At 73.5% G+C, this 26,554-nt stretch carries 19 protein-coding genes and 1 pseudogene; 15 read left to right on the top strand and 5 right to left on the bottom strand.

Going from position 1 to position 26,554, the window contains the following annotated elements; translation table 11 throughout:
• Positions 1-22: 22 nt before the first annotated feature.
• The 4 genes from AB0E07_RS12475 to aroF form a co-directional block, all read right to left on the bottom strand.
• Positions 23-1,222, bottom strand: a complete 1,200-nt coding sequence (locus AB0E07_RS12475) for an FAD-dependent oxidoreductase (RefSeq protein ID WP_362249327.1) — start codon at positions 1,220-1,222, stop codon at positions 23-25.
• Positions 1,223-1,321: 99 nt separating this feature from the next.
• Positions 1,322-2,794, bottom strand: coding sequence for an isochorismate synthase (locus tag AB0E07_RS12470; protein WP_362249324.1), 1,473 nt, complete (start codon positions 2,792-2,794; stop codon positions 1,322-1,324).
• A 2-nt stretch (positions 2,795-2,796) separates the two neighbouring features.
• Positions 2,797-3,891, bottom strand: coding sequence for an AMP-binding protein (locus AB0E07_RS12465; protein WP_362249321.1), 1,095 nt, complete (start codon positions 3,889-3,891; stop codon positions 2,797-2,799).
• Positions 3,892-3,912: 21 nt separating this feature from the next.
• Positions 3,913-4,962 carry a 3-deoxy-7-phosphoheptulonate synthase gene (gene aroF / locus AB0E07_RS12460; protein WP_362249653.1) on the bottom strand — a complete coding sequence of 350 codons (1,050 nt, stop codon included), beginning with the start codon at positions 4,960-4,962 and terminating at the stop codon, positions 3,913-3,915.
• Positions 4,963-5,377: 415 nt separating this feature from the next.
• Between aroF and AB0E07_RS12455 the strand changes: the two genes are divergently transcribed.
• The 5 genes from AB0E07_RS12455 to AB0E07_RS12435 all read left to right on the top strand — a co-directional run bounded on the left by AB0E07_RS12455 (position 5,378) and on the right by AB0E07_RS12435 (position 11,397).
• Positions 5,378-6,115 (top strand): cyclase family protein, encoded by a 738-nt coding sequence (locus tag AB0E07_RS12455; protein ID WP_362249650.1) that lies wholly within the window; start codon positions 5,378-5,380, stop codon positions 6,113-6,115.
• A gap of 92 nt (positions 6,116-6,207) precedes the next feature.
• Positions 6,208-7,572, top strand: a complete 1,365-nt coding sequence (locus AB0E07_RS12450) for an aldehyde dehydrogenase family protein (protein WP_362249318.1) — start codon at positions 6,208-6,210, stop codon at positions 7,570-7,572.
• 189 nt (positions 7,573-7,761) lie between these two features.
• A complete protein-coding gene (locus AB0E07_RS12445; protein ID WP_362249316.1) occupies positions 7,762-8,859 on the top strand; it encodes a hypothetical protein in 1,098 nt (365 codons plus the stop codon).
• 53 nt (positions 8,860-8,912) lie between these two features.
• Positions 8,913-10,103 carry an ATP-grasp domain-containing protein gene (locus tag AB0E07_RS12440; protein WP_362249313.1) on the top strand — a complete coding sequence of 397 codons (1,191 nt, stop codon included), beginning with the start codon at positions 8,913-8,915 and terminating at the stop codon, positions 10,101-10,103.
• A gap of 37 nt (positions 10,104-10,140) precedes the next feature.
• A complete protein-coding gene (locus AB0E07_RS12435) occupies positions 10,141-11,397 on the top strand; it encodes an ATP-grasp domain-containing protein (protein WP_362249310.1) in 1,257 nt (418 codons plus the stop codon).
• Here AB0E07_RS12435 and AB0E07_RS12430 read toward each other — a convergent pair.
• Complete coding sequence (locus AB0E07_RS12430) at positions 11,382-12,740, bottom strand: M14 family zinc carboxypeptidase (protein WP_362249307.1); 1,359 nt, start codon at positions 12,738-12,740, stop codon at positions 11,382-11,384. The two genes, AB0E07_RS12435 and AB0E07_RS12430, sit on opposite strands and share 16 nt — an antisense overlap.
• A 234-nt stretch (positions 12,741-12,974) precedes the next feature.
• On the opposite strand from AB0E07_RS12430, the gene AB0E07_RS12425 reads away from it, so the two are divergent.
• The 10 genes and pseudogenes from AB0E07_RS12425 to AB0E07_RS12380 all read left to right on the top strand — a co-directional run bounded on the left by AB0E07_RS12425 (position 12,975) and on the right by AB0E07_RS12380 (position 26,550).
• Complete coding sequence (locus tag AB0E07_RS12425) at positions 12,975-14,324, top strand: ThiF family adenylyltransferase (protein ID WP_362249305.1); 1,350 nt, start codon at positions 12,975-12,977, stop codon at positions 14,322-14,324.
• Positions 14,321-15,553, top strand: a complete 1,233-nt coding sequence (locus AB0E07_RS12420; RefSeq protein WP_362249302.1) for a hypothetical protein — start codon at positions 14,321-14,323, stop codon at positions 15,551-15,553. The genes AB0E07_RS12425 and AB0E07_RS12420 overlap by 4 nt, the downstream gene beginning before the upstream one ends.
• A 162-nt stretch (positions 15,554-15,715) precedes the next feature.
• Positions 15,716-18,052: a DUF4132 domain-containing protein gene (locus AB0E07_RS12415; protein WP_362249299.1), complete on the top strand. Its 2,337-nt coding sequence runs from the start codon at positions 15,716-15,718 to the stop codon at positions 18,050-18,052.
• Positions 18,053-18,270: 218 nt separating this feature from the next.
• Positions 18,271-19,845: a S8 family peptidase gene (locus AB0E07_RS12410; RefSeq protein WP_362249296.1), complete on the top strand. Its 1,575-nt coding sequence runs from the start codon at positions 18,271-18,273 to the stop codon at positions 19,843-19,845.
• 237 nt (positions 19,846-20,082) lie between these two features.
• On the top strand, positions 20,083-21,258 hold the full coding sequence (locus AB0E07_RS12405; protein WP_362249294.1) for a septum formation family protein: 1,176 nt from the start codon (positions 20,083-20,085) through the stop codon (positions 21,256-21,258).
• 147 nt (positions 21,259-21,405) lie between these two features.
• The gene (locus tag AB0E07_RS12400; RefSeq protein WP_362249291.1) at positions 21,406-22,158 is read left to right on the top strand and encodes a GntR family transcriptional regulator; all 753 of its coding nucleotides are present in this window, start codon (positions 21,406-21,408) and stop codon (positions 22,156-22,158) included.
• A 310-nt stretch (positions 22,159-22,468) separates the two neighbouring features.
• Complete coding sequence (locus tag AB0E07_RS12395; protein ID WP_362249288.1) at positions 22,469-22,660, top strand: SPOR domain-containing protein; 192 nt, start codon at positions 22,469-22,471, stop codon at positions 22,658-22,660.
• A gap of 31 nt (positions 22,661-22,691) precedes the next feature.
• A pseudogene (locus AB0E07_RS12390) lies at positions 22,692-23,091 on the top strand ((deoxy)nucleoside triphosphate pyrophosphohydrolase).
• 83 nt (positions 23,092-23,174) lie between these two features.
• A complete protein-coding gene (locus AB0E07_RS12385; protein ID WP_362249285.1) occupies positions 23,175-23,633 on the top strand; it encodes an ATP-binding protein in 459 nt (152 codons plus the stop codon).
• Positions 23,634-23,895: 262 nt separating this feature from the next.
• Complete coding sequence (locus AB0E07_RS12380) at positions 23,896-26,550, top strand: SpoIIE family protein phosphatase (protein ID WP_362249282.1); 2,655 nt, start codon at positions 23,896-23,898, stop codon at positions 26,548-26,550.
• Positions 26,551-26,554: the final 4 nt, after the last annotated feature.

The raw sequence follows: 26,554 nt of genomic DNA, 5'->3' as shown, positions 1-26,554 counted from the left end.
CGGACAGCGGGCGGCGTGGTTCTCAGGCGGCGCGCAGGGCGTCGCGCAGCGCGGTGCCGGGGTCGGTGGCGGCGGGGAGGTCGACCTCGCAGCCCCGGGCGAGGGCGCGCCGCGCCTGCACCAGGTCGCGGGGGCGGTCCACGGCGAGCACGGCGCACAGCCGGTCGCCCGCCAGCCACAGCACGGCCCAGGCGGGGTCCTCCGGCGAGCCCCGCAGCACCGTCCGGTCCGCGTCCCGGTGATCGCCCGCGTACTGCACGGTGCGGCCGAACTGGTCCGACCAGAAGTACGGGACCGGGTCGTGGCGGACGTCCTCGCCGAGCAGGGCGGCGGCGGCCTGCTCGCTCGCCTTCAGCGCGGTGTCCCAGTGCTCGACCACCATGTGCCGCCGGTAGCGCGGTGACCACCAGGCGGCGCAGTCGCCGAGCGCCACCACCTCGGGGCGCCCGGTCCGCAGGGACTCGTCGACCACGACGCCGCGCGCGATCTCCAGCCCGGAGTCCGTGAGCCAGTCGACCGCGGGCCGGGCGCCGACGCCCACGACCACCACGTCCGCGGCGAGGAACTCCCCGTCCGCCAGGCGCAGTCCACCGGGGTCGACCGAGGTGACGGCGGTGCCGCAGCGCAGGGTGACGCCGGCCGCCGCGTACCAGGGGGCGGTCCGGCCGCCGACCTCGGCGCCCACCGCCGCGGCGAGCGGGGCGGGTCCGGCCTCCACCACGGTGACCCGGCACCCCTGGGCGGCCGCGACCGTGGCGACCTCGGCGCCGATCCACCCGGCGCCGACCAGCGCCAGACGGATACCGGGGCGCAGCAGCGGGCGCAGCGCGCGGACGTCGTCCACGGTACGGACCAGGTGCTGTCGCCCGGTGCCGGGCAGCCGGACGGGCTCCGCGCCGGTGGCGAGGACCAGTCCGTCGAAGGCGAGGGCGCCCGCCGAGGTCTTCAGGACGCCGCCCGGGGCGTGGTCGTGCAGGTCGAGGGCCTCGGCTCGCTCGCCCAGGCGCAGTTCGACGCCGAGCGCCGCCCAGTCGGTGGGGAAGGAGGTGTCCTCCTCCGCACCGGCCAGCACCGTCTTGGTGAGCGGCGGGCGGTCGTAGGGCGGATGGGGCTCAGCGGCGACGAGGGTGAGCGCGCCTCGGTGGCCGCGGGCGCGCAGTGCGGCGGCGGTGTGCGCGCCGGCCAGCCCGCCGCCGACGACGACGATGTTCTCCAGGGTCACGGTGACCGTTCTCTCGTGGGCCGAAGGGCGGATGGCGTGAAGGGGAAGGGGGCCCGGCGCCGGCCTCCTGCCGGGAGGACCGCGCCGGGCCCGTGTGGATCAGCCGAGGCCGAGGCCGAGAGCGGTGCGCATCGGACGGAGCTTGGCGCAGGTCTCCGCGTACTCGGTCTCGGGGTCGGACCCGGCGACAAGTCCGCACCCCGCGTACAGCGCGGCCGAGGCGCCCTGGACCAGCGCGGACCGGATGGCCACGGCGAACTGGCCGTCGCCCCTGCCGTCGGTGAAGCCGACGCCCCCGGCGTACCAGCCGCGGTCGAAGCCCTCGTTGCGGGCCAGCCACTCCAGCGCCTCGGTCCGCGGGTGGCCGCCGAGCGCGGGTGTCGGGTGCAGCCGGGCCGCGAGGTCGAGGGCTCCCTCCGCCGAGCCCTCGGGCAGCCGGCCCCGCACCGGGGTGGACAGATGCTGGACGTTGGCCAGCTTCAGCACCCGCGGCTCGGTGTCGGCCGTGACGCCGACACAGGACTCGGCGAGCGCCTCGCTCAGCATCCGCACCACGACCTCGTGCTCGTGCCGGAGCTTCGCGCTGCCGGACAGTTCGCCCTCCAGCGTCAGGTCCTCCTCGGGGGTGGCCCCGCGCGGAGTGGTGCCGGCCAGGCCGAGCGCCTCGACCTCCCGGTCCTCGACCCGGACGAGGTACTCGGGGGTCGCGCCGAGGAACGTCGTGCTGCCGTGGCCGAGCGCGAACACGGTCGTCCCGGCGTACGTCTCCAGCAGGTGGCGGACCGCCCCGGGCACGTCGAAGTCCCGGTCGGCGGTGACGTCAAGGCGCCGGGCGAGCACCACCTTCTCGAAGTCGCCGGCCCGCATCCGGTCGGTGGCGCGGCGCACGAGGGCCTTCCACTCCTCGGCGGCGGGCGTCTCGACGCTGGCGACCGGGCGGGGCGCGGTGCGCGGTCCGGTGCCGTCCCGGGCGGCGAGGCAGCGCTCGGCCCGCAAGGTCAGGGACTGGGCGAGGAGTTCGGGGTCGTCACTGCCGTCCACCAGGGCGTTGAGCCGCAGTTCCGTCGTGCCGGGCGGGGCCGGGTCCGCGGCGCCGGCCGGAGCCGACTGGCGCAGTTGCAGCAGGGGGACCCAGAGCAGGGCCTCGGGGAGTGCGCCGGGGCCGGCGTCGGAGGGTCCGGCGAAAGCGAAACCGCCGACGGCGAGCGGCCCTCGGCCCAGGCCGGGCAGACCGCCGGTGACCGTCTCGCGCACCAGCGCGTTCCACGCCGAGCGGATCGCGGGCAGCCGGCCCGCGCCGGTGCCGCGCAGGTCGTGGGCGCTGCCGAAGGCCAGGACGGTCGTGCCGTCCCACGCCGACCGCCAGTAGAGCGAGCGTCCGGTGCGGGTGCGGGCCCCCGCCCAGGTCGCGAGGGGATCGGCGAGTTCGCAGGGACGGGCCCAGCTCACGAGGGCGTGGCGCCCGGTGGCGCGGGCCCGTTCGACGCCCGCGCGGCAGACGTCCACGAGGTCGGTGTGCTCGTCGGCGGTGAGGGTGAACGCGGCGGGTGCCGCCGCGGTGTCCACGGTCATGCCTAGTACACCCCCTCGATGACGGTCTTCCCGCTGTCACCGGCGTGCACCTGGATGTCGGCCAGCCCGTCCTGCGGGTAGCGCGCGGTCGGGGCCACCCGGACGAGCGAGTCCCGCTCCAGCGTCCAGGGAACCAGCAGGTCGCGGGAGAGCAGACTGATACGGGCCTGTCCGCGCTCCCCGTGGGCCACTTCCTCGGTGGGCCGCTCGGGGTCGACGACCTTCACCCGGCTGTACGGGTGGAAGGGGACGAAGACGCACGGGTGGCTGTCGTCGCTCTCGCGGGGCCGCTGCGGGGCGATGCCCATCATGGTGTTGCCGTACAGCCCGACCACGGCCGCGTCGGGGAAGAGGTCCTCCTCGAAGGCGCGCAGGGTCTCCGGGCTGACGCTGGTGCCGGCCCAGACGATGCCGCGTACCTTGCGCTGGACCAGGTCGAGGAGGGCGTCGTCGGCGCAGAGCGCCTCCAGCACCGGCGGGGTGGCGAAGAGCACGGAGACGGGCTGGGTGGCGAGCACGTCGCCGGCCTGGGCGAGGATGTGCTTGACGTAGCGCCCCGCCTCCTCGCCCCGGCCCTCGCGCACGCAGTTCTTGACCCAGCGGGGGTCGAAGTCGATGTAGTGGCAGAAGGTGGAGCGCAGTTGGGCGAGCAGACCGACGGAGCGGCCCACGATGTGCGGCCCGGTGGGGCCGATGTGCAGCCAGTGGCCGGCGCCGTGGCCGGGTACACCGTGCTCGGCGAGGACCTCGCTGACCCAGTGGACGCCGTTGCGGCGGGAGCGGGACTCCACGATGCGCTTGGGCGAGCCGGTCGTGCCGCCGCTGTCGAAGACCTGGAACTCCCAGGGCTCGGCGGCGGTTCCGGCCGGTACGAGGTCGTCGACGGGGACGGCGCGCCACTCCTCGCTCACGTCGGGGAAGAGGTCGAGGTCGTCCCAGGTGCGGATGTCGGTGAGCGGGTCGAAGCCGAGGTCGTCGGCGCGCTTGAGCCAGAACGGGGAGCCGGTCTCGGGTGAGAAGTGCCACCGCATCGCGGCGGGCACGAACTCCTCCGGGGCGAGGTCCGCGGTGAAGGGGTCGTGGGTGGGGCGAGACATGCTGGGGTCTCCAGTCGGGTGTCAGGCCGAGGCGAGGGAACCGGCGGGGTGGGCGGTCGGTGCGAGCCTGCGGCCCACGGCTTCCAGGAGCGGGCTCAACTGGTCCATCACGGTGGCGAACTGGGCGCCGTCGAGAGCCTGGGCGCCGTCGCACAGCGCGGCGCGGGCGTCGTTGTGCACGTCGATGATGAGCCCGTCGGCGCCGGCGGCGGCAGCGGCCAGTGACATCGGGCCGACCAGGTGCGGCTTCCCCGTGCTGTGGCTCGGGTCGACGATCACCGGGAGGTGGGTGAGGCGTTTGGCCTCGGCGACGGCACTGAGGTCGAGCGTGAACCGGGTGTTGCGGTCGTAGCTGCGGATACCGCGTTCGCACAGGACGACGTCGTCGTTGCCCATGTGCAGGAGGTACTCGGCGGCCAGCAGCCACTCCTCGATCGTGGCCGACATGCCCCGCTTGAGCAGGACGGGCCGGCCCGCCGCGCCGACCTCGCGCAGCAGCTCGAAGTTCTGCATGTTGCGCGCGCCGATCTGGAGCATGTCGCTCTCCTCGGCGACGCACTCGACGTCCTTCGGGGTGACGACCTCGGTGACCACCGGCAGTCCGGTGCGCCGGCGCTGCTCGGCGAGGAGCGCGAGCCCGGCGAGTCCGAGCCCCTGGAAGCTGTACGGCGAGGTGCGGGGCTTAAAGGCGCCGCCGCGCAGCATGATCGCGCCCGCGGCCTGCACCAGGTCGACGATTCCGGTCATCTGTTCGGCGCTTTCCACCGCGCAGGGTCCCGCGACGACGACGAAATCCGTCCCGCCGAAAACGGCCTGAACGTTTTTCCCGACCCTGACGCGGGTGTTCTCCTCGCGGAAGATCCGGCTGGTGAGCCGCTGCGGCCCCGGGACCCGCAGGACCCGGGCGACGTCCGGGAGGTCGCTCACCGCGGCCGCCAGCTCCGGTGTGCCGGCGCTCTCCGAAACGAGTACCGCGGCCTTGTCGAGAATCGTTAAGAAAGCTTCGATTCCGTTTCTCGAAAGGGTATCGGCGACGTTGTCGGCACTTTCTCGGGGTGCCGTCGAATCCATTATCACGATCACGGAATTGGCCTTCCATGAGCTAATTGCACGTTTCCCTTATTGAGCCGTCGGTGACAGTAGCCGAGCCTGTCGCCGACCCGCAAGCGGGAATCTGGAGAGCCGCGGAACGTCATGAAGTGCGCAAAAGGTACATCAAGCATCTTTAGTCATCAATGTGTATCCCTGCGCGTATACCGTTTTGAAGGTGTAAAGAGTGCGTATCACGGCAGACCAACCGCCCAAGTGGGGCGAATCGGAACAAATTTAAGCATCAACAGTAAAGGAAAAGTAATAAGCTGGGGGAGATCGGTAAAGGCTCAACCAATATTGCGCCTCATTGGGATGGCCATCTTTCCGGAATTAAAGAATCCCCATTCCGTTGAACGTTCAGCCAATATATTTCTTCTGGAGTTTTCTCCTCGGCGTGCTACCTTCTCCCCGGTCCCGTCGTCCCGGCGGGATTAATTTCGCCCAGGTGACGGAGTGCGGTGTGGAGCTGATCGACATTAGTCAGGGCTGGTCCGAGGGCATGCCCTCCTATGACGCCCCGTGGTATCCGAAATTCCACATTCGGCGCGCCATGACGCCGGCCTCCGACCCGTCCGGGATCGGGAGGACCTTCTCCAATCTGGACATATTTCCCCACAATGGGACGCACGTGGAGTCCGGGTACCACTTCTTCGAGGACCGGGAGAAGATCGACGAGGTGCCGCTGAGCACCTTCGTCGGCCGCGCCGTCGTCGCGGACCTCTCCCACAAGGGCGACCTGGAACCGGTGACGGGCGAGGACCTGGAGAAGGCCGTCCGCGACGTGTGGCAGGAGGGGGACCGCCTGCTGATCCGCACCGACCACCCCGACCGCTACCTCGGACGCGAGGACTACTGGGACAAGCCCCCGTACCTCACCGTGTCGGCGGCCGAGTGGATGGCCGAGAACGGCACCGTGCTGGTCGGCATGGACTGCATCACCGAGCGGCCCGACGACCGCAGCGGCCAGGTGCACCGCGCCCTGCTCGCCGCCGGCATCCCGATCCTGGAGAACATCCAGAACCTCGGCCGCATCACCAACCCCGTCGTCCAGCTGATGGCGCTGCCCATCAAGGTCGCCGACGTCGAGGCCGCGCCCGCCCGCGCCGTGGTCTTCGACGGCTGGCCGTTCTGACCCGACCGCACCCGCTCCACCGCCGGTCCCGGTCCGCCCGGGGCCGGCCGGAGAGACGCCGAACCGAGCCCGGACACAAGGAAGTTGATCGCGTGCTGTTATCCGTTCCCGCTCTGCGCGAATCCGTTCCCGCGCTGCGCGCCGGGGAGGAACGCACCTCCCGCGACACCCGCGTCCTGCGTGCTGTCACCGGCGAACCCCTGGCGACCGTGCACGAGGTCCCGCCCCTGGTGGCCCGGCTGACGGTCAAGGCCATGCGCCGCTCGCCCGAACTCGACCTCTCCGAACGCCTCGCCGTGCTCGCCGAGGCCGGCCGGCTCTTCGCCGAGGCGACCCTCGGCGGCCAGAGCCCCGAGGAGTACTGCCGGCTCCAGGCGCTCGCCTCCGGTGTGCCCGTCTCCGTGGCACGCGGGGTGCTGGAGCGCGTGGCCCGCGACGGGCAGTCGCTCGGGGAGACGGTCCGCCGCCAGATCCCGGCCGGCGCCGGTGCCACGGCACGCTGGGTACGCCGCGGCACGATCCTCTCCGTCGTCGCGCCGAGCAACCACCCCGGTACCCACGGCGCCTGGCTCCAGGCCATCGCCATGGGCTACCGCGTCGCCGTACGGCCCGGCGGCCGGGACCCGTTCACCCCGCTGCGCCTGGTCCGCGCCCTGCTCGCCGCCGGCCTCCACCCCGACTGGGTCGCCCTGCTCCCCGGCGGGCACGCCACCGCGGACGCCCTCACCGAGGCGGGCGACCTCGCCCTCGTCTACGGCGGCGAGGACACCGTCGCCCGGCTGCGCGGCAACGACCGGGTCCTGGTGCGCGGGCCGGGACGCAGCAAGATCCTCGTCGACACCGAGGCCGACGAGGCCCTCCTCGACCATCTCGTCGCCGAGATCGCGGGGGACGGCGGAGTCCGCTGCACCAACACGACCGCCGTCCTGACCTCGGGCGACCACCGGCTGCTGGCCGAGCGGCTCGCCGAGCGCCTGGCCGCGCTCCCCGCCCACCCGGTCACCGACGCCCGCGCGGTGCTGCCGGTGCGGCCCCGGCCCGAGGCGGAGGCGCTGCGCGCCGCCGCGGCCGCGGCCGCCGGACCGGCTCCCGACCTCGTCGCCGCGCGGCTCCCCGAGGGGGCCCTGACCTCCGTGGGCGCGCAGGCCGTCGCCCTGCACCCCGCCGTGTTCGTCCTCGACCGCCCGGACCATCCGGCGCTCGGGGCCGAACTCCCCTTCCCCTGCGCCTGGGTGGCGCCCTGGCGGAAGTCCGACGGCACGGCGCCGCTGGACGACTCGCTCGCCCTCGGCCTGCTCACCGCGGACGCAGACCTCGTCGAGGAGGCACTCGCCCTGCCCGGTGTGCGCACCGTCGTCGAGGGCCCGGTCGCCCGGTGGTGGCAGGACCCGTACCTGCCGCACGACGGCTACCTCGGGCAGTTCCTCAACGAGGCCCGCGGCCACGCGCGCGGCTGAGCCCACCGAGGCCCGCGGCCGTGCCCACCGAGGCGCGCGGCCGTGCCCACCGAGGCGCGCGGCCGATTACCGCGACCGCGGCCGAGCCCGCGGCCACGCCCGCGGCCGAGCCCACCGAGGCGCGTGGCCGAGCACCGGGCGCCCCCCCTCTTCCACCGTTCCACGCCACGACGCACCGAGGTGTCCGACATGTCTGCTGCCTGCCCCGACCTCCCCCTCGTCGTCCTCCCCGCGAACAACCTGGTCCGCGCGGGGTCCCGGCCGTGCGCGCCCGTCGAGGCCGCCCTGGACGACGCCGTGACCGCCCTGGAGGCCCTGCACACCGAACTGCTGAACCCGCGGGGCGCCCGCCCGGAGGAGATCCGGGCGGCCCTGGAGAGCGCCGTCACGGCCACGGAGCGGCTCGCCGCGCTCGCCCAGGTGGAACCGACGGACGCCGCGGCGCTCACCCCGATCGTCCCCAACCACGACTACTTCGGCGTCCGTACCGCCCCGCTGGACGACGCCCGGCTCGTCTCCGAGGTCACCGTCGTCCTCGCCCGCGCCCTGGCGGACCTGCGCATCGCGCGCCTGACGCTGAACCAGCAGGCCGCCGAGGTCCTCTCCGTGATCCAGGTGCTGCGGGGCCTCGCCCCCCGGGACGCCGAACGCGACCCCGCCTCGCCCGAGACCCCCGCCGGCCCCGCCCCCGTCGTGCCCGCCCAGGACGAGCTGACCCGCTGGGTCATCACCCACCACTTCTACTTCGTGCTCAACCTCGCCGCCGCCGAGGCGGTGACCCGCGCGCTCGCCCGCAACAAGGACGGCGAGACCGAGGCGGCCCGGGACGCGCTGCGCGAGGCGGCGGTGTACGTCCGCGCCTTCACCGCCGCGATGATGCACTCCGGCGACATGTCCGCGCCCTGCTACGACGCCGAGGTCCGGCCCACCATGAGCCCGCCCGCTGTCCCCGCCGCGCTCACCGGACGCACCCAGCCGGAGCACAAGGCCTTCCGCAAGGCCATGCGCACCCTGGCCAGGACGTGGACCGACTCCTTCGACAAGCTCGCCGCCAACGCCCCCGAGGTGGCGCTGGCCCGGGACGCGCTCCTGGAGGCCGACCTCCAGGACATCGAGCAGCACATCACCATCACCGCCACCCTGGTCGGCGACGACAGTTCGATCATCGCGGCCGACGACGCGGGGGGCAGCGCCATCGCCATGCTGCGCACCATGCGGCACACCCGCGCCGCCGACTACCGCCCGCTGATGCGCTTCGGCGACAACGTGACCCTGCTCGGCCAGTGACCGCTCCGGCAGCCGCCGGCCACCCCCACGAACAGATCGGAGAGGTACGAGAGATGGCTCCGCGTATTGCCCTGCTGGGCGGGCGCCCGAGCGTGCTGAGGTCCGCGGCGGAACTCGGCTGCGAGATCGTCCAGTTCGCCAAACCCGGGATGTACGACCCGGAGGTCTCCAGCCGTTGGTGCGCCGAGGTGGTCGAGGTGGACCTGGGCGACCAGCGGGCGGTTCTGGAGGCGGGGCGCGCGCTGCACGCCCGGTTGCCCGTGGCCCGGTTCTTCTCACCGGCGGAGCTGGGACTGGTCGTCGCGGCCCGGCTCAACGAGGAGTTCGCGCTCGGCGGCAACTCCCTGCGCACGGTGACGCTGTTGAAGGACAAGGCGGCGATGCGCGCCCGGCTCGCCGAGGTGGGCCTCTCCCCGGTCCGGTTCCGGGTCGTGCGGGACGCGGCCGAACTCGCCGCGTTCCTGGCGGAGATCGGCGGGCCCGGCATCGTCAAGCCCCTCGACTTCGGCGGCAGCCGCGATGTGCACAAGGTCGACGGTCCGGACCGCGCCGCCGGGATCTGGTCCCTGGTCGAAGCCGCCGGGCGCGCGCAGATGCTGGCGGAGGAGTTCCTCACCGGCCGCGAGGTGAGCGTGGAGGGCTTCTCGGCGGACGGCGCGCACACCGTCGTCGCCGTCACCGACAAGCTGCTCGGCTCCGGGTTCGTGGAGGCGGGCCACTCCGTCCCCGCGACCGTGGACGAGCGGGTCCGTGCGGAGATCGCGGAGCTGACCGGGCGGCTGCTGGACGCGGTCGGCCTGGTCGAGGGCCCCTCCCACACCGAGATCATGATCACCGCCGACGGGCTGCGGGTCATCGAGTCCCACAACCGGGCCGGCGGCGACAACATCCCCGAACTGGTCCGGCTCGCCTACGGAGTGGACCTGGTCCGCGCCGCGGTCGCGGTCCCGCTCGGACTGGAACCCTGGAAGAACGAGGTCCCCGCCCCGGTCGGCGGCGCGGCGATCCGGTTCCTGTCCGCCGAGCCGGGCGTGGTGACCGACGTCGACCTGCCCGCGGACGGTCTGGAGGGCGTCACCCTCGGCGTGAAGGCGCAGCCCGGCATGGTGATACCGCAGGTCACCTGGTCCGCCGAACGCCTGTGCGGCGATGTGATCGCCGTCGGCCGGGACGCCGGGGAAGCGGTCGACCGCGCCGAGGCCGCGGCCGCCCGGGTACGCATTCGGACCAGCCCCGCCGCCTGAGACCCGCGTCCCGAGCCACCACACCCGTGAGGTACCCATGAATGCTGCGAGCGCCCCGGTGGTCGTCATCGTCGACGCCTACGCCAGTGCACGCTGTCTCGCACCGCTCTTCCGCGCCCGCGGCCACAGCTGCGTGCACCTTCAGAGCACCCCGGACATCCCCGCGAACTACACGCGCGGTTACCGTCCCGAGGACTTCGACGCGCACCTCGTCCACGACGGCGACCTCGACGAGACGCTGCGGGCGCTGAGCGCGCACCGGCCCGTCGCCCTCGTCGCCGGCGTCGAACGCGCGGTGCTCCTGACGGACGCCCTCGGCGAGCGGCTCGGGCTGCCGTCGAACGGCACCGCGCTCAGCCCGGCCCGCCGCGACAAGTACCGCATGATCGAGACGGTCCGGGCGGCGGGCCTGCCCGCGGTGGAGCAGCTCCACACCTCCGACCGGGACGAACTGCTGCGCTGGTACGAGAAGACGGACGGCGGCCGGGTCGTGCTGAAGCCGGTCAGCAGCGCGGGCAGCGACGGCGTCTACTACTGCTCCGGGGCGGCGGAGGTCGAGGCGGCCTTCCGGGCCCTGCACGGCACCACGAGCGTGCTCGGCCAGTCCAACGACGCCGTGCTCGCCCAGGAGTACCTGGTCGGCCACGAGTACATCGTCAACACGGTCAGCCGGGACGGCGTGCACCGTGTCTCCGACATCTGGAAGATGCACACGCTGAGCGCCAACGGCGTCGCCGAACTGGCCGCCGGCGCCGAACTGCTGCCCCGGCGCGGTCCGGAACAGGACAGCCTGGTCGAGCACACCTTCCGGGTGCTGGACGCCCTCGGCATCGCGCACGGGCCCGCGCACACCGAACTGAAGCTCACCCCGGACGGCCCCCGGCTGGTCGAGACGGGCGCGCGGGTGTGCGGAGCGGACGTCCATGTGCCGGTGACGGCCGCGCTCGGCAGCAGCCAGCTCGACCTCACCGTCGACGCCTGCACCGAGCCGGACGCCTTCCTGGCCGCCGCCGACGAGGACTACCGGGTCGGCCGGCACGCCCGCATCGTCAACATGGTGGCCCCCCGGGGCGGCACCCTCGCCTCCTACCCCAGGCTGGCCGAGCTGCGCGCCCTGGACAGCTTCCACGACGTGCTGTTCCGCGCCCACCCGGGCGACCCCGTGCTGCCCTCCACCGACGACTGGACCTTCCCCATGCGGGTCTACCTCCTGCACGAGGCCGCGGCCACCGTCGCCCGCGACGCGCTGACCACGCGCTGGCTGGACGGCGAGGGCTTCTACGAGCTGGCCTGAGCCCGGGGTCCGGCGGCCGGCCCGGCCCCCTGGTGGCCCAGCGCCCTCAGCGCGCTGTCGGCCGCCGCCACGACCGTGCGGGTCTGGTGCTCGACCTGGGTGGCGACGGGGACCCAGCGCAGGTCCAGGGCCTGCTCGAACTCAGCGCACCAGGTGGTGAAGAGTTCCTCCAGTTCGCGGTGGAGCGCCGGGGCGGACCGGTCGTCGGCCTCCTCCAGCAGGCGCAGCAACAGCCCCGCGGCGCGCAGCGGCTGACGGCGGGCCACCACGTCGAGGGCGCAGACCTGGGCCGTCGTCAGCCGGTGCGCGGGGCCCCCGGCGGGGTCCGCCGCCCGGCGGGCGAGGGGCGCCCAGGAGTCGGCGACCAGGTCGTAGAGGTCCTCGGCCATCCACTCCAGCACCCGGCGCGGGGGGCTCTCCCCGGCGGGCGGCAGGAATCCGCGCGCCTTGTCGAACACGGCCGTCACCCGCCGTCCGCCCTCGCGCACCAGGCCGGACAGGTTCCGCAGGGCGCGCGCGGCGTCCGGGTGCGCGGAGGTGTCGTCGGCCAGGTCCGTCGCCCACATCGGCACCTCGATGATCGCGGTGGCTCCGCCGTACCGGGCCGGCGCGCACCAGGTGGACCGTTCGAAGTTCTCCGAACCGGCCGCCAGGCGGGCGGTGCTGCCCGGCGGGGGCAGCACATGGACCCCGGGGGCGGGGTTGTCCCAGTACAGGGCGTCGTAGGTGCCGTGCTGGAGCGGGACGCCCAAGGCGCGGGCGGACTTAGCGAAGGGCGCGGCCAGTTCGGGGAGGTCGCGGGTCAACTGCGTCCAGCTGCCGCCCGCGTCGACACTGTGCAGCGAGCACTGGAGGAAGGGGCGGACCTCGTCGATGACCTGGAACAGGGCCTGGCTCTCCGGGAGTTGCCGCTCGACGATCGGCGCCCACTCGGGCTGCTCCGCCGCCACCGGACGGAAGGCCGCGCGGTAGTAGCCCGCCAGGGTGGGGGAGGCGCCGCCGGAGGACACACGGGCGACGCCCTCGCTCAGCGCGGCGCCGTCCGGGTCGAGGCAGAGCAGGATGTCCCAGGTGGCGAAGGTGGGATCGGTCGCGGGGGAGGGCCCGTCACCGCGGGCCACCAGCTCCGCCACCGCCAGCGCCGTGGCGCCGCCGACCGGTTCGTCGGGGTGCGGCCGGCCCACCACCAGGACATGGCGGGGCCCGTGCCCGACGGACAGCATCAGCAGCGGACGGCCCGCCCGGGAGGTCCCGACCCGGCGCAGGCGGCCGGTTCCGGGGAACCGGTCCACCAGCCGCCGCGCCGACTCGGTCACTTCCGCGACCGTGGGATATCGGTCCATCGGCCGTGTCCGGTCAGGAACCGCCGTTGCCCCCGGAGTCGCCTGTGGTCTCCTTCTTGTCCAGCGGACGGATCTCGATCTTGTTCGGCATACCGTGTCCCTTCGGTGGGGTGGGCGTGCGGTGATCGGATGTGCTCTTGCCAGCGTTCGCTCATCGGGTCACTGTTGTCAACGTGCGTTGCCACTGAGGGAGTTGGGGCTGACGAGATTGGCGCGAAGGTGACGGTGCAGTCGATGCGGAGACCGCGGATCAAGCCGGAGCACCGGGCGTACCGCACGGTCGAGGGGAACATCAGGATCGGAAGCGTCGTCTTCGGCATCGGCGCCGAGGTCAAGGACCCCGACGGATGGCTCTGGACACTGGTCGGCGCGCTGGACGGCAGCCGGAGCCCCGCGGAGGTCGTCGACGAGGTGTCCCGCGTCCATCCCGAACTGCGCCTCTCCGCACCGGACATCACGGCCGCCCTGTCCGACCTCACCGAGGCCGGATACGTGGAGGACGCCGGCGCCCCGCCGCCCGCCGGGCTGTCCGAACGGGAACGCGAGCGCTACGGCCGGGGCATGACCCTGCTGCGCTGGATGGACCTGCGGCCCAGGGAGAGCCCCTGGGAACCGCAACTGCGCCTGCGCCGCTCCCGGGTCCTGCTGATCGGCGTCGGCGGCACCGGCGGAGCCGCCGCGCGCGACCTGGTGGCCTCCGGGGTGGGGCGGCTGCACTGCGTCGACCCCGACGTCGTCGAACTGTCCAACCTCAACCGGCAGACCCTCTACCGCGAACAGGACGTCGGCACCCCCAAGGCCGACGCGGCCCTGGCCGCGCTGCGCGCCCTGAACTCCGACACCACGGTGACCGCGGAGCGCCGCGAGGTCCGCGGCCCCGCCGACCTGGAGGACCTGCTGACCGGCGGCGGAGTGCACGGCGGCGGGCCCGCCTACGACGTACTCCTGCTGGCCGCGGACCGGCCCGCGGTGATCCGCCGCTGGGCCAACCAGGTCTGTCTCGCCTCCGGCACGCCGTGGGCGGAGGCCGGCTACCGCGGCCCGCTGGTCGGCGTCGGGGTGTTCACCCCGGGACGGGGCGCGTGCTGGGAGTGCCTGCGCGACGCCGAGATCGAACGCCGCGACCTGCGGCTCGCGCCCGGCCAGGACGAGGACGTCGCCTCACCCCGGATGCCGTGGAACCCGGTCAACGCCGTGACGGCGGGCCTGTCCGGCGGCCTGCTCGCACACGCCGCCCACATGCTGCTGTGCGACATCCCGCGGACCGAACCGGGTTTCCGGTACGGCCTCAACCTGATGGTCCCCGGCGACCCGGTCCTGCAACGCACGCCCCGCCGCCCCGACTGCCCCGCCTGCGGCCCCCGCCCGACGACGGCCCCCGCACGGGCGGCCGTCCGCGCGCGGGCCACCTCCGATCCGGCCGCCCCCGATCCGACCGTCCCCGCGTGGGCCACCTCCGAGCGGGCCGTCGCCGAGCGGGCCGTCTCCGATACCCCCGCCTCCGGGCGGGCGTCCTCCGGGCGGGCCGACCCCGGTGCGGCCGTTCCCGAGCGGCCCCGCTCGGAACCGGGCAGCGGCCCATGACCGGCACCGCCGCCGAAAACGACGGTCCCCGGATCGAGCCCTCGACCCGAGTCGAACTGCACGAGCTGGCGGTGCGCCGGGACCGGGACGAGTGGATCGTCGGCCGCGCCGCGACCCGTACCTTCGTCGCCCTGCCGGCCGCCGGGGCACGCGCGGTGGAACTCCTCGGCCAGGGAAGGAGCGTGGCGGCGACGGAGCGGGAACTGCGCGCCGAGACCGGCGAGGAGTTCGGCATCGCGGAGTTCGTCGGCGACCTGACCGCCCTGGGCTTCGTGGCGCGGATCGGGGAGCGGCCCGTCCCGGAGGCCGAACCGCCGCGCGCGTCCCTGCCCCGGCTGCGCCCCCACCACGTCCGCTGGTCCCTCCACCCGGCCCTCCCCGTCCTGGTCCTCCTCCTGCTGGCCTCCGCCGTCGCCGTCCTGATCCGGCGCCCCGAGCTGGTCCCGCACTACCGTGACCTGCTGTGGAGCCCGCACGGCAGCCTGGTGCTGGTCGGCGGAGCCGCCGCCGGGTGGGTCCTGCTGCTGGCGCACGAACTGGCCCACCTCGTCACCGCCCGCGCGACCGGCGTACCGGGACGCATGCGGCTGGGCACCCGGCTCCAGTTCCTCGTGATGCAGACCGACATCAGCGGCATCGAACTCGCCCCCCGCCGCCACCGGCTGACCGCCTACCTCTCCGGCATCGCCCTCAACCTCACCGTCGCCTCCTGCCTGGTCCTGGCCCTGGCGGTGACGGACACCGGCTCGACGGCACACCGCCTGCTGGCCGCCGCCCTCCTGCTGGCGCTGCTCCCCCTGCCGTTCCAGTGCCTGCTGTTCACCCGCACCGACCTCTACTTCGTCCTCCAGGACCTCACCGGCTGCCGTGACCTGTACGGCGACGGCCTCGCCCACGCCCGGTACGTGTTCCGGCGTACGGTGCGGTGGCCGCGCCCCGCCCGGACCGCCGACCCGAGCCTGCGGCTGCCCCCGCACGAACGGCGGGCCGTCCGCCTCTACAGCACCGTCCTCGTGACCGGCACGGCGGCCTGCCTGGCGTTCATGGCCGCCGTCACGCTCCCCGCCGACCTCGTCCTGCTGGTCCGCGCGGCCCGGGGACTGGGCCCGGAACACGGCCTCGCGGGCAACGCCGACGCGGTCGCCGTCCTCGTCGTCCTGGGCGGGATCAACGTGCTGTGGCTGGTCACCTGGCTGCGCAACCGCCGCGCACGCGGGTCCGGGACGTGAGGCGCCGCGCCTACCCCAACCGCGCCTCCCCCTACCGCGCGGTCACCTCCGTCAGGTCGGCGAGCAGCTCGGAGGCGGTCATCGGGTCCAGCCCGGCGAAGCTGAGGCCGTTGTCAGTGGCGGCTGCCATGATCCGTGCAGGCTCCACGAGAGGCACCGCCGATGAACCTCGCCGACCGGCTGATGAACGCGCTGACCGACCCGGACTCCGCGTACGAGGACGCGTCGCCCGATCCGACGTCGATCGACGACGCGGAACTCGGCGCGCTGGTCGCCGCCCTGCAGGCGGTCACCGAGTGGACGGGGGCCGCGGCCAGCGCCCGCGCCGTCGTGGAGCGGGCCGCCGAGGCCCGCCGGCCGCGGTACACGCCCGAGGCGTGCCGCCGGATGTTCGAGGCGCTGCTCGCGCGGACCGAGTCGGGCACCGCGGCGGACCTCGCCCTGGGCCTGTCCGCGGTGGAGCGGTGCACCGGCCCGCTGCCCGACCTGACCGGGCCGGTCCGCGCCCTGGTCGCGTCGAGGCTCGCGGAGGACCGGGTGAGCCTGCCGTACGCGCTGCTCGCGGTCGCCCGGCTCGGGGGCGAGGAGACCCTGCGCGCGGCCGTGGACCGCCTGGTCCGGGACGCGGGACCGATCGTGGCGGACGAGACGGCGGTGGTCGCCGCGCTGCCCCTCGCCGAACAGCTCCCGCTCGTCGCCGTCGACCGCGACCACGCGTTCGGCACCCCGCCGTCCGAGGACGCCTGGCGCGCGGCCGCCGGCACCTCCGCCTACGTCGCTTTCGCCCGGCGCGCCCTCGAAGCCGCCGCGGACCGCACCGACGCCATCCGGTCGGGGGAGATCCCCTACCGCGCGGACAAGGCGTTCACCGACCGGGAGGTCATCGCCGTCGGCCTGGCCGCCCGCGTGGCGCTGCTGCGCGACGAGCCCTGGCTGCCCGCCCTGTTCGACCGGCTGCTGCCCGGCGTCGCCCTCGCGCCCACCGCGGCCCGGACCCTGCCCTCGCAGGCGATGCTCTACGAACTGATGCGCTGCGCCCAGGACTTCCCGACGCCCGAGCTGATCACCACGGTCCGCACCGTGCGCCGCGCCGTCCGGCACGCGGGCGTGCCCAAACAGCTGGACAAGATGCTCAAGAAGGCGGAGGCGGCCCTCGCCGAGCGCACCGACGTGGCACTGCGCCTGCCCCGGCTGGACTTCGGCGACGACGGCGTCCTGCGCCGGACCGCGGGCGCCTGCACGGCCGTCGTCACCGTCACCGAGAGCGCCGCGCTGACCTGGGAGAAGGACGGCCGCCCGCTGCGCGGTACCCCGGCACCGGTCCGCCGTGACCACCCCGCGCTGGTGACGGAGGTGCGTGAACTGGTCAAGCGGGTGGACGCGCAGCTCCGCACCCTCGCCCGCGCGCTGGAGGGCGGCTTCACGGTGGACTCCGTCCCCCCGTACGGGCGGTGGCGGGACGAGCTGGCCGGGCACCCACTGGCCAAGGCTGTCGTCGCCCGGCTGATCTGGGAGGTCGAGGTGGCGCCCGGCGACTGGCGGGCCGTGCTCCCGGCGACGGCGGACGGGCTGCCCGAGGCGCCCGACGACGCGGCGGTGCGTCTCTGGCACCCCCTCAGGTCCGACGCCGACGCCGTCCGGGAGTGGCGGGACCTGCTCACCGAGGCGCGGCTGCGACAGCCGTTCAAGCAGGCGTTCCGGGAGATCTACCGGCCGACCCCGGCCGAGGAGGAGAGCCGTGTCCGCTCCGGCCGGTTCGCCGGGCACATCGTCCACTACCGGCGGCTGTTCGCGCTGTTCCGCGCGCGCGGCTGGTCGAGCCGTCGGCTCGGCCCGTGGGACGCCGGGGACGGGGACGCGGCCGACCGGGTGCTGGCGGCGGGTGAGTGGCGGATCCGCTTCCACCACTACTGGTCCGACCTGTCGGGCGAGGACGAACTCGCGGTGACCGACCAGGTGCGGTTCGACCGGCGCGCGCGGGACGAGGACCGCCCCGGGGACGGCTGGCGCGAGGTGCCGCTCGCGGAGGTGCCCGAGCTGGTGTTCAGCGAGGCCATGCGCGACGTGGACCTGTTCGTCGGGGTCACCTCCATCGCCACCGACCCCGACTGGGGCGACGGCGGTCCCCGGCGCGCCTACCGGGAACGGGCCTCGTTCGGCGAGCTGACCCCGAGCGCCGAGGCGCGCCGCGAGGTCCTGGAGCGGATCGTGCCCCGGCTGAGGATCGCCGACCGCTGTGCGCTCGACGGCCGCTTCCTGGTGGTCCGCGGGGATCTGCGCACCTACCGCATCCACCTCGGCTCGGCCAACGTCCTGATGGACCCGGACGGCGCCTACCTGTGCGTCGTCCCCGCCGTCCGGGGGAGCGGGGGCGGCGGCGGGGTGTTCCTGCCCTTCGAGGACGAGCGCCTCTCCCTGATCCTCAGCAAGGCGCTGCTGCTGGCGGCCGACACGGAGATCACGGACGTGACCATCAGCCGCCAGATAGGCCGCCGCTGACCCGCACGGGAGGTGACGGCGGGTCATGTCGGCTTCATGGCACCTGTGTTACGTCCGTGCAGGGCCCTTGTGTAATTCCTGTGGAAGCCTCAATCTTTCGGCTGGTGCACAGAGTTCGCCCAGGCCTAGTTTGACATGATCACGCCCAGTCTGGGCGGGCTCGGGCATGCCCGCACCACCCCCCACCAGCGCACCACCTATTGAGGAGGATCCCTCAGATGGCAGTGATGCGTTCCACCCGGCGAAGACTGGCCGCGATCAGCCTGACCGCCTCCGCGGTGCTCACCGCGGGCCTCGTCTCCGCCCTCCCCGCCGGCGCCGCCCCGACCGCCGAAGAGGGCCGTGTCCTGTACTCCGGCGCGGCCAACGCCGTCGCCGAGAGCTACATCGTGACCCTCAAGCCGGAAGCGGCCCGCGCCGGTTCCGCCGAGGGCCGGGCACTCGCCCAGAAGTACGGGGCCGACATCGAGCGCACGTACACGAAGGCGCTCAACGGCTACGCGGTCGAGGCCTCCGCGGCCGAGGCGAAGAGGTTCGCCGCCGACCCGGCCGTCGCCTCGGTCGTGCAGAACCGCACCTTCAGCATCGCCGGGACGCAGCCCAGCCCGCCCTCCTGGGGCCTGGACCGCATCGACCAGCGGGCCCTCCCGCTGAACAGCTCCTACACCTACCCCGACTCGGCGGGGCAGGGCGTGACGGCGTACGTCATCGACACCGGTGTGCGCATCACGCACAGCGACTTCGGCGGCCGTGCCTCCTACGGCTACGACGCCGTCGACAACGACAACACCGCGCAGGACGGCCACGGCCACGGCACGCATGTCGCCGGCACCGTCGCCGGCACCGCGTACGGCGTCGCCAAGCAGGCGCGGATCGTCGGGGTGCGGGTGCTGAACAACTCGGGTTCCGGGACCACCGCCCAGGTCGTCGCCGGTATCGACTGGGTCGCCCGGAACGCGGTCAAGCCGGCCGTCGCCAACATGTCCCTCGGCGGCGGCGCGGACACCGCGATCGACACCGCGGTCCGCAACGCCATCGCCTCCGGCGTCACCTTCGCCGTCGCGGCGGGCAACGAGTCCACGAACGCCTCCACCAGGTCCCCCGCCCGGGTGACGGAGGCGATCACGGTCGGCGCGACCACCTCGACCGACGCCAAGGCCAGCTACTCCAACTACGGCACGGTCCTGGACCTGTTCGCGCCCGGCTCGTCCATCACCTCGGCCTGGAACACCAGCGACTCCGCCACCAACACCATCTCCGGCACCTCGATGGCGACCCCGCACGTGGCCGGCGCGGCGGCGCTCCACCTGGCCGCCAACCCGACGGCCACCCCCGCGCAGGTCTCCACGGCGCTGACGACCGCGGCCACCCCCAACGTCGTCACCAGCCCCGGCACCGGCTCGCCCAACCGGCTGCTCTACGTCGGCGGCGGCACCACCACCCCGCCCGGACCGCGCTTCGAGAACACCGGCGACTACGCGATCAGCGACAACTCCACCGTCGAGTCCCCGGTGACCGTCTCCGGCGTGACCGGCAACGCCCCCTCGGCGCTCGCGGTGCAGGTCAACATCATCCATACCTACATCGGTGACCTCCAGGTCCAGTTGATCGCCCCCGACGGCTCGGCGTACACGCTGAAGGCGTACGGCACCGGCGGCAGCTCGGACAACATCAACACCACGTACACGGTGAACGCCTCCTCCGAGGTCGCCAACGGCACGTGGAAGCTGAGAGTCAGCGACAACGCGAACCTGGACACCGGGCGCATCGACGCCTGGGCGCTCCAGTTCTGACGCTCTGACGGCGCCCCGAAGGGGTCGGCCGCACTCGCCCTCGTCGCAGGAGCCCGGGTCCCCGACCCGGCCCGCGGCGGGGGCGAGCCGCGTTTCCGGCGGGCGGGGAGGAGTCCGCGACCGGAGTGGAAAACCGCGTTCCGCCCCCGCCCCCGCCCCGCTTACCATGCGTGCGTCGCTTCGTACGTCAGTTCCCAGCACCCCGGCACCGCCGCCCGAACCAGGAGCACGGTACTCGTGTCCATACCCCCGCCCCCCGGGCCCCTTCCGTCGCACGGGCCCCAGGAGCCCCCGGGACCGCACGGACCGTATCCGCCGGGCCCCTACGCGCCCTACCCGTACCACCCCTACGGCCCGTACGGCGTGCCCGCGCCGGTGAACGGCCTCGCCATCGCCGCCCTGGTCCTCGGCATCCTCTGCTTCCTGCCGGCCGTGGGGCTGCTCCTCGGCCTGGTCGCGCTGGCCCAGATCCGGAAGAGGGGCGAGCGCGGCAGGGGCATGGCCATCGCCGGGGCCGTGGTGTCCACCGTCGGCCTGGTGCTGTGGACGGTGACCCTGTCCACCGGTGTCGTCTCCGACGCCGTGGACGCCGTCGAGGAGGCGGCGAGCGGTGAGGGCACCGCCTACGCGCTCGCCAAGGGCGACTGCTTCGACTCCCCGCAGGACTCCCTGGAGGGGGTCACCTACGACGTGACGGAGGTGCCCTGCGCCCAGCGGCACGACGGCGAGGTCTTCGCCGTGATCACGCTGCCCGGCGGACGCTTCCCCGGCGACGACTCGGTGACCCGGACCGCCGAGGACAAGTGCTTCGTCCTGGAGCCCGAGTACGCCATGGACACCTGGGCCGTACCGGAGGACGTCGGCGTCTACTACCTCGTGCCGTCCCGGGACGGCTGGGCCTTCGGCGACCGCGAGATCACCTGTCTGTACGGCAGCCTCGACGACAAGGGCACCCTCACCGGCTCCCTGCGCAGCGACCGGACCACGCTCGACGCGGACCAGATCGCCCTGCTGGAGGCGGTCAACGCCGTGGACGAGGTCCTCTACGAGGAGCCGGAGGACTACCCCGAGGACGACCTGGCCGCCAACACCTCCTGGGCGAAGGACGTCGAGGCCGTGCTCGGCGAGCAGATCGAGGCGCTGGAGGGGCACGGCTGGCGGGGCGGCGCCGAGGAGGCCGTCACGGACCTGGTCGCGGAGATGGAGGACGCCCGCGCCCACTGGGCGAAGGCCGCCGCCACGGACGACGTGGACACCTTCTACGAGCACTACGACACGGGCTACGGCTATGTCGACGGCCCCACCACGGTCACCGCCCGCGAGGCTCTGGGCCTCGCCACCACGGTGCCGTCCTACGACGAGGAGTACGAGGAGGGCGGGGAGATCGCGGACGGCGGGGAACTCGATGTGTGATCGCCACGATAACGGGGAGAAAGTGCCTGCGTAGAGCCCGCAGCAACCACAAGTCATCACATCGAGTGATTCTCTGGCCTTTGCTTGCACGGCACAACCCACGGTTGCCACGCTGTTGCTGTCTGTACAACCTGATGGGAGCGGCCAGTGACATTCGGTGAGCAGCCGGCCTACCTGCGCGTCGCGGGTGATCTCCGCAAGAAGATCGTCGACGGTTCACTGCCCCCGCACACCCGGCTGCCGTCCCAGGCCCGCATCCGCGAGGAGTACGGCGTCTCGGACACCGTCGCCCTGGAGGCCCGCAAGGTGCTGATGGCCGAGGGTCTGGTGGAGGGCCGTTCGGGATCGGGCACCTATGTGCGCGAGCGTCCGGTGCCGCGCCGGATCGCCCGCTCCGGCTTCCGTCCGACCGGCGGGGCCACCCCCTTCCGGCAGGAGCAGGCCGACGGCGAGGCGCGCGGCACCTGGGAGTCCAGCAGCCTCCAGACGGAGGCGGGGGTGTCGGTCGCCGAGCGGCTCGGCATCAAGCCCGGCGACCGGGTCATGTGCACCAGATACCTGTTCCGGGAGGCCGGCGAGGCGATGATGCTCTCCACCTCCTGGGAGCCCCTCGCCGTCACCGGCCGCACCCCCGTGATGCTGCCCGAGGAGGGCCCGCTGGGCGGCATGGGCGTCGTCGAGCGGATGCGCGCCATCGACCTCGTCGTCGACAACGTCACCGAGGAGGTCGGCGCCCGCCCCGGCCTCGCCGAGGAACTGCACGCCCTGGGCGGTGTGCCCGGCCATGTCGTCCTCGTCATCCAGCGCACGTACTACGCCTCCGGACGCCCCGTGGAGACCGCCGACGTGGTCGTCCCGGCCGACCGGTACCGGGTCTCCTACCACCTCCCCGTGAAGTAGCGCACAACTCCGGGGCGGTTGCCCCCGGCGCCGGCTCAACCGGAGCCGCGCCGACCGGGGTTGGAATCTGGTCGTTCTCGCAGGTCGTCACCGATGCGTCCACCATGCCGCTGACCGGACGCATCGAGGTGCGCGGACGGCGCGTGCGATGACGTGCGCCCCCTGCGTCCTGGCCGGTTGCGTACCTCTTTGTGAAAAGGCGTATTCGCTGCGTGAAGGTTAGGCGTAGGCTCGGGCATATGCGGATTGCGGTTTCCTTAGCGGACGGGGCACGGCACAGGCCGCGGGCGGGAAGGAGCGGTGGGGCGCGATGAACGACAGCACGATCACACTTCCCTGGCTCGTCATACGACAGGACGACAACGGCAATCGCTACCGCGTGGGCCGGTTCGCGACCCGGGCGGAGGCCCAGAAGATCGCCGACAGCCTCGACTCCCGCGGGCACAAGCAGCTCTACTGGGTCGAGCGGATCGGCCAGGGCGGCAGCGCGACCGCCAACTGAGCGGCCTCCTCGGTCCCGTAGGCTCCGGCGCATGACCGAACCGATCGTGGTGGTGGGAGCCGCGCTGCTGGACGACGGCCGCCTCCTCGCCGCGCGCCGCAGCGCACCCCCCCGAACTGGCCGGCCGCTGGGAACTGCCCGGCGGCAAGGTCGAACCGGGCGAGACCCCGGAGGCGGCCCTGGTCCGCGAACTGCGCGAGGAACTGGGCGTGGAGACCGAGCCGGTCGAGCGCGTCCCGGGGGAGTGGCCGCTGCGCTCCCCGTACGCCCTGCGGGTCTGGACCGCCCGGCTCCTCCCGGACTCCCCGGCGCCCGAGCCGCTCCAGGACCACGACGAACTGCGCTGGCTCACCCCGGCGCAACTGTGGGACGTCCCGTGGCTGGAGCAGGACGTGCCGGCGGTGCGCGAGGTGGCGGCCCGGCTGGCGTGAGGCGCGCACGGGCGCGTGCGCCGCGTACGCCGTTCGTGCCACAGTGCTCCCGCCGAGGCGATAGAGGCTCCCGATTATCGGGTATGTGCCCATTAACCCCACGAAACCGGACATTCGGTGGGTCTGCTGCCCGGGAAGTGATCGGTGTGACCGACACCGAAGGCGACTGTGTCGAGTGGACCTTCTCCGCCGAGCCCGGTGCCGTTCGTGCCGCCCGGGCCGCCGTCCGCGGCCGGCTGCACGACTGGGACCTGGAGAGCCTCGCCGACATCGCGGCACTCCTGGTCAGCGAACTCGTCACCAACGCCCTGCGGCACGCCACCGGCCCCATCGGAGTCCGCCTGGTCCGGCCGTCCCGCCTCGACGGGGTGCTGCGGGTGGAGGTATCCGACCCGATCCCGGACCTGCCGCGTGAACGCGTCGCCCGTCCCGAGGACGAGAGCGGCCGCGGCCTGCAACTGGTGGCCCACTCCTCGCGCCGCTGGGGAACCCGCCCCGGGGCGGCCGGGAAGACCGTCTGGTTCGAACTCGCGGTGCCCTGAACCGGGCCCTCACGCGCTGTACGGCCGCGGTGGTCCCGTCGACCGGTCGGTTCAGGCCACTGGCGGTTGTCGAAGGGTGTGATTCGACAGTGTGTTGGCTGGTTAGAAGACTGGAAGTGTTTCCACGGTCCGGTCCAGAAACGATCGGGAACGTGCTGTGATCGTGAACACCGTGTTGTGCGGCGCCGTAGTGCTGGATACTGCGGGCAGCCGCCTTTCGGTGACCGGTGCCGGACGCGGTGAGCTGGAGGGGACGGTTCGCGTGAGCGAGATACCAGCGAAGGCCACGGAGTCCGAGGACCCGTCGGGCGGCGCGAGGGCTGGGACCGCGGCTGCCGCGGTGGCGGCGGCCGATGCGACGCGGGCCCACGGCGACGGCGAGTCGCCGCTCGCCGACGCCATGTGGCAGAGCAGTCCGCCCGGCTCCATGTACGACTACATCCGCGTCGCGTCCTTCTCCATCGGCCCCGACGGCCTCGTGGACCAGTGGAGCCTGCGCGCCGAGCAGCTCTTCGGGATACCGGCCGACCGCGCCGTCGGGATGGACCCGATCGCCGCGTTCATCGACCCCGACCGGCGCGAGCTGGGCCACCGGAAGATGGCCGAGATCCTCGACGGCAGGGAGTGGACCGGCGTCGTCCCCTTCCGTAAGCGGGACACGGGCGCCGACGCCGACCCGGACGGCCGCGGGGAGGAGGCCCTCGCCGAGGTCTACGTGATGCCGACGCGGACCGAGGAGGGCGAGAAGGCCGCCGTCTGCATCGTCGTCGACGTGCGCACCCTGCGCCGGATCGAGACCGACCTCGCCGCCTCGCAGGCCATTTTCGGTCAATCTCCTTTCGGGTTCCTGCTGATCGACAGCGACCTGCGGGTCCGCCGCGCCAACCATCGGTTCGCCTCACTGTTCGGCGGCACCCCCGACGACCACCGGGGCAAGGGCGTCCAGGACTATCTGCCCAGGCCGGAGGCGGAGCGGGTGACCGCCACCCTGCGCCGGGTCCTGGAGACCGGCGACTCCATCACGGACATGCACGTCACCGGCTTCCTGCCGGACTCGGACGAACGCCGGCACTGGTCCGTCAACCTCTACCGGGTGCACAGCGGCTCCGGCCGCCCCATCGGCATCGCCTGGCTCGGCACCGACATCACCGCCCGCCGGGCCGCCGCCCGCGAGGCGGCCGCCGCGCGGCGCAACCTCGCCCTGCTCAACGAGGCCGGCGCCCGGATCGGCAACTCCCTCGACCTGGAGACCACGGCCCGCGAACTGCTCGACGTCGTCGTCCCTGGCTTCTGCGACCTGGCCACCGTCGACCTCTACCAGGGGCTGCTGGCCGGCGACGAGACCCCGCCGGGGCTCGCCGACGGCAGCGCGGAACTGCGCCGGGTCGCCTACTCCAGCGCGGTCTCCGACGCACCCTTCCTCGGCGGCGGCGCCACCGTCGCGATCGGCGCGGTCCACCACTACCCCTTCAACTCCCCGTGCGCGGACGCCCTGCGCACCGCCCGGCCCCGGTTCGTGCCCGCCGAGGAGGGCGGCCTCGTCCAGTCCACGCTGGCCGTGCCGATGGTCGCCCACGACACGGTCGTCGGACTCGTGCAGTTCTCGCGCACCAAGGGCAGCGAACCGTTCGGGGACCGGGACCGGGACCTCGCCGTGGAACTGGCGGCCCGCGCGGCGGTCTGCATCGACAACGCCCGGCTGTACCGGCGGGAGCACGAACGCGCCCTGATACTCCAGCGGTCCCTGCTGCCGCCGGGCGACCCGGTCGCCTCCGGCCTGGACATCGCCTGCCGCTACCTGCCCGGCAACGCCTCCCCGGACCGGCCCAGCGAGGTCGGCGGCGACTGGTTCGACGTGATCGAACTGCCCGGTCACCGCACCGCGTTGGTGGTCGGCGACGTCATGGGACGCGGACTGCGTGCCGCGGTGGCGATGGGCGAACTCCGCTCGGCCGTACGCACCCTGGCCCTGCTCGACCTCGAACCGGCGGAGGTACTGGGCGCGTTGGACGAGATAGCCCGCGGGCTCGGCGCCCCGGGCGGCGTCCAGCAGGCGACCCGGGCGGCCCGCCGCCCCCGCGAGGCCGACCTGTCCGAGGTGTACCTGGCCACCTGCGTGTACGCGGTCTACGACTCCGTGACCCGCCGCTGCACCTTCGCCAACGCCGGCCATCTCCCGCCGGTCCTGGTCGAACCCGGCGAGGACGCGCTGATGCTGGACGTGCCGCCGGGGATGCCGCTCGGCGTGGGCGGCGAGCCCTTCGAGGAGGTGGAGGTCGAACTGCCCGAAGGCGCCCTGCTCGCGCTCTACACGGATGGACTGGTCGAAAGCCGCGATCACCCCCTGGACGAGGGCCTCCAGGCGTTCGTCGGGGCCCTGACCGATCCCAGCCGCCCGCTGGAGGACGTCTGCGACCACGTCCTCAACACCCTCGACACCCACCACGGCGAGGACGACATCGCGCTGCTCATGGCCCGAGTCCAGGGCCTGCCCGCGGAGTCCGTCGGCGACTGGACGCTGCCGCGCGAGCCGCGCAGCGTGGGCCGCGCGCGGGAGCACGCCCGGCGCCAACTCCTCGACTGGGACCTGGAGCCCCTGGTCGACACCACGGAACTCCTGGTCAGCGAACTGGTCACCAACGCCCTCAGATACGGCGAGGGCGACATCCGGCTCCGCCTCCTGCTCGACCGCACCCTGGTCTGCGAGGTCTGGGACGCGGGGCTCGTCCAGCCCCGCCGCCGCCGGGCCCGGGACACCGACGAGGGCGGCCGAGGCCTGCAACTCGTCGGCCTGCTCAGCGCGGCCTGGGGCTCCCGGCGCACCCCGCGAGGCAAGACGGTCTGGTTCGAACTCCCCCTGCCGGACGGCGAAACGGGCCTGACGGACCCGGCGGAGGCTTTGCTCAGCCTCTTCTGACGGC

The organism is Streptomyces sp. NPDC048002 (assembly GCF_040653275.1).
Lineage (GTDB): Bacteria > Actinomycetota > Actinomycetes > Streptomycetales > Streptomycetaceae > Streptomyces.
The sequence above is the reverse complement of the archived record's forward strand: the minus strand, read 5'-3'. Positions and strand labels throughout refer to the sequence as shown.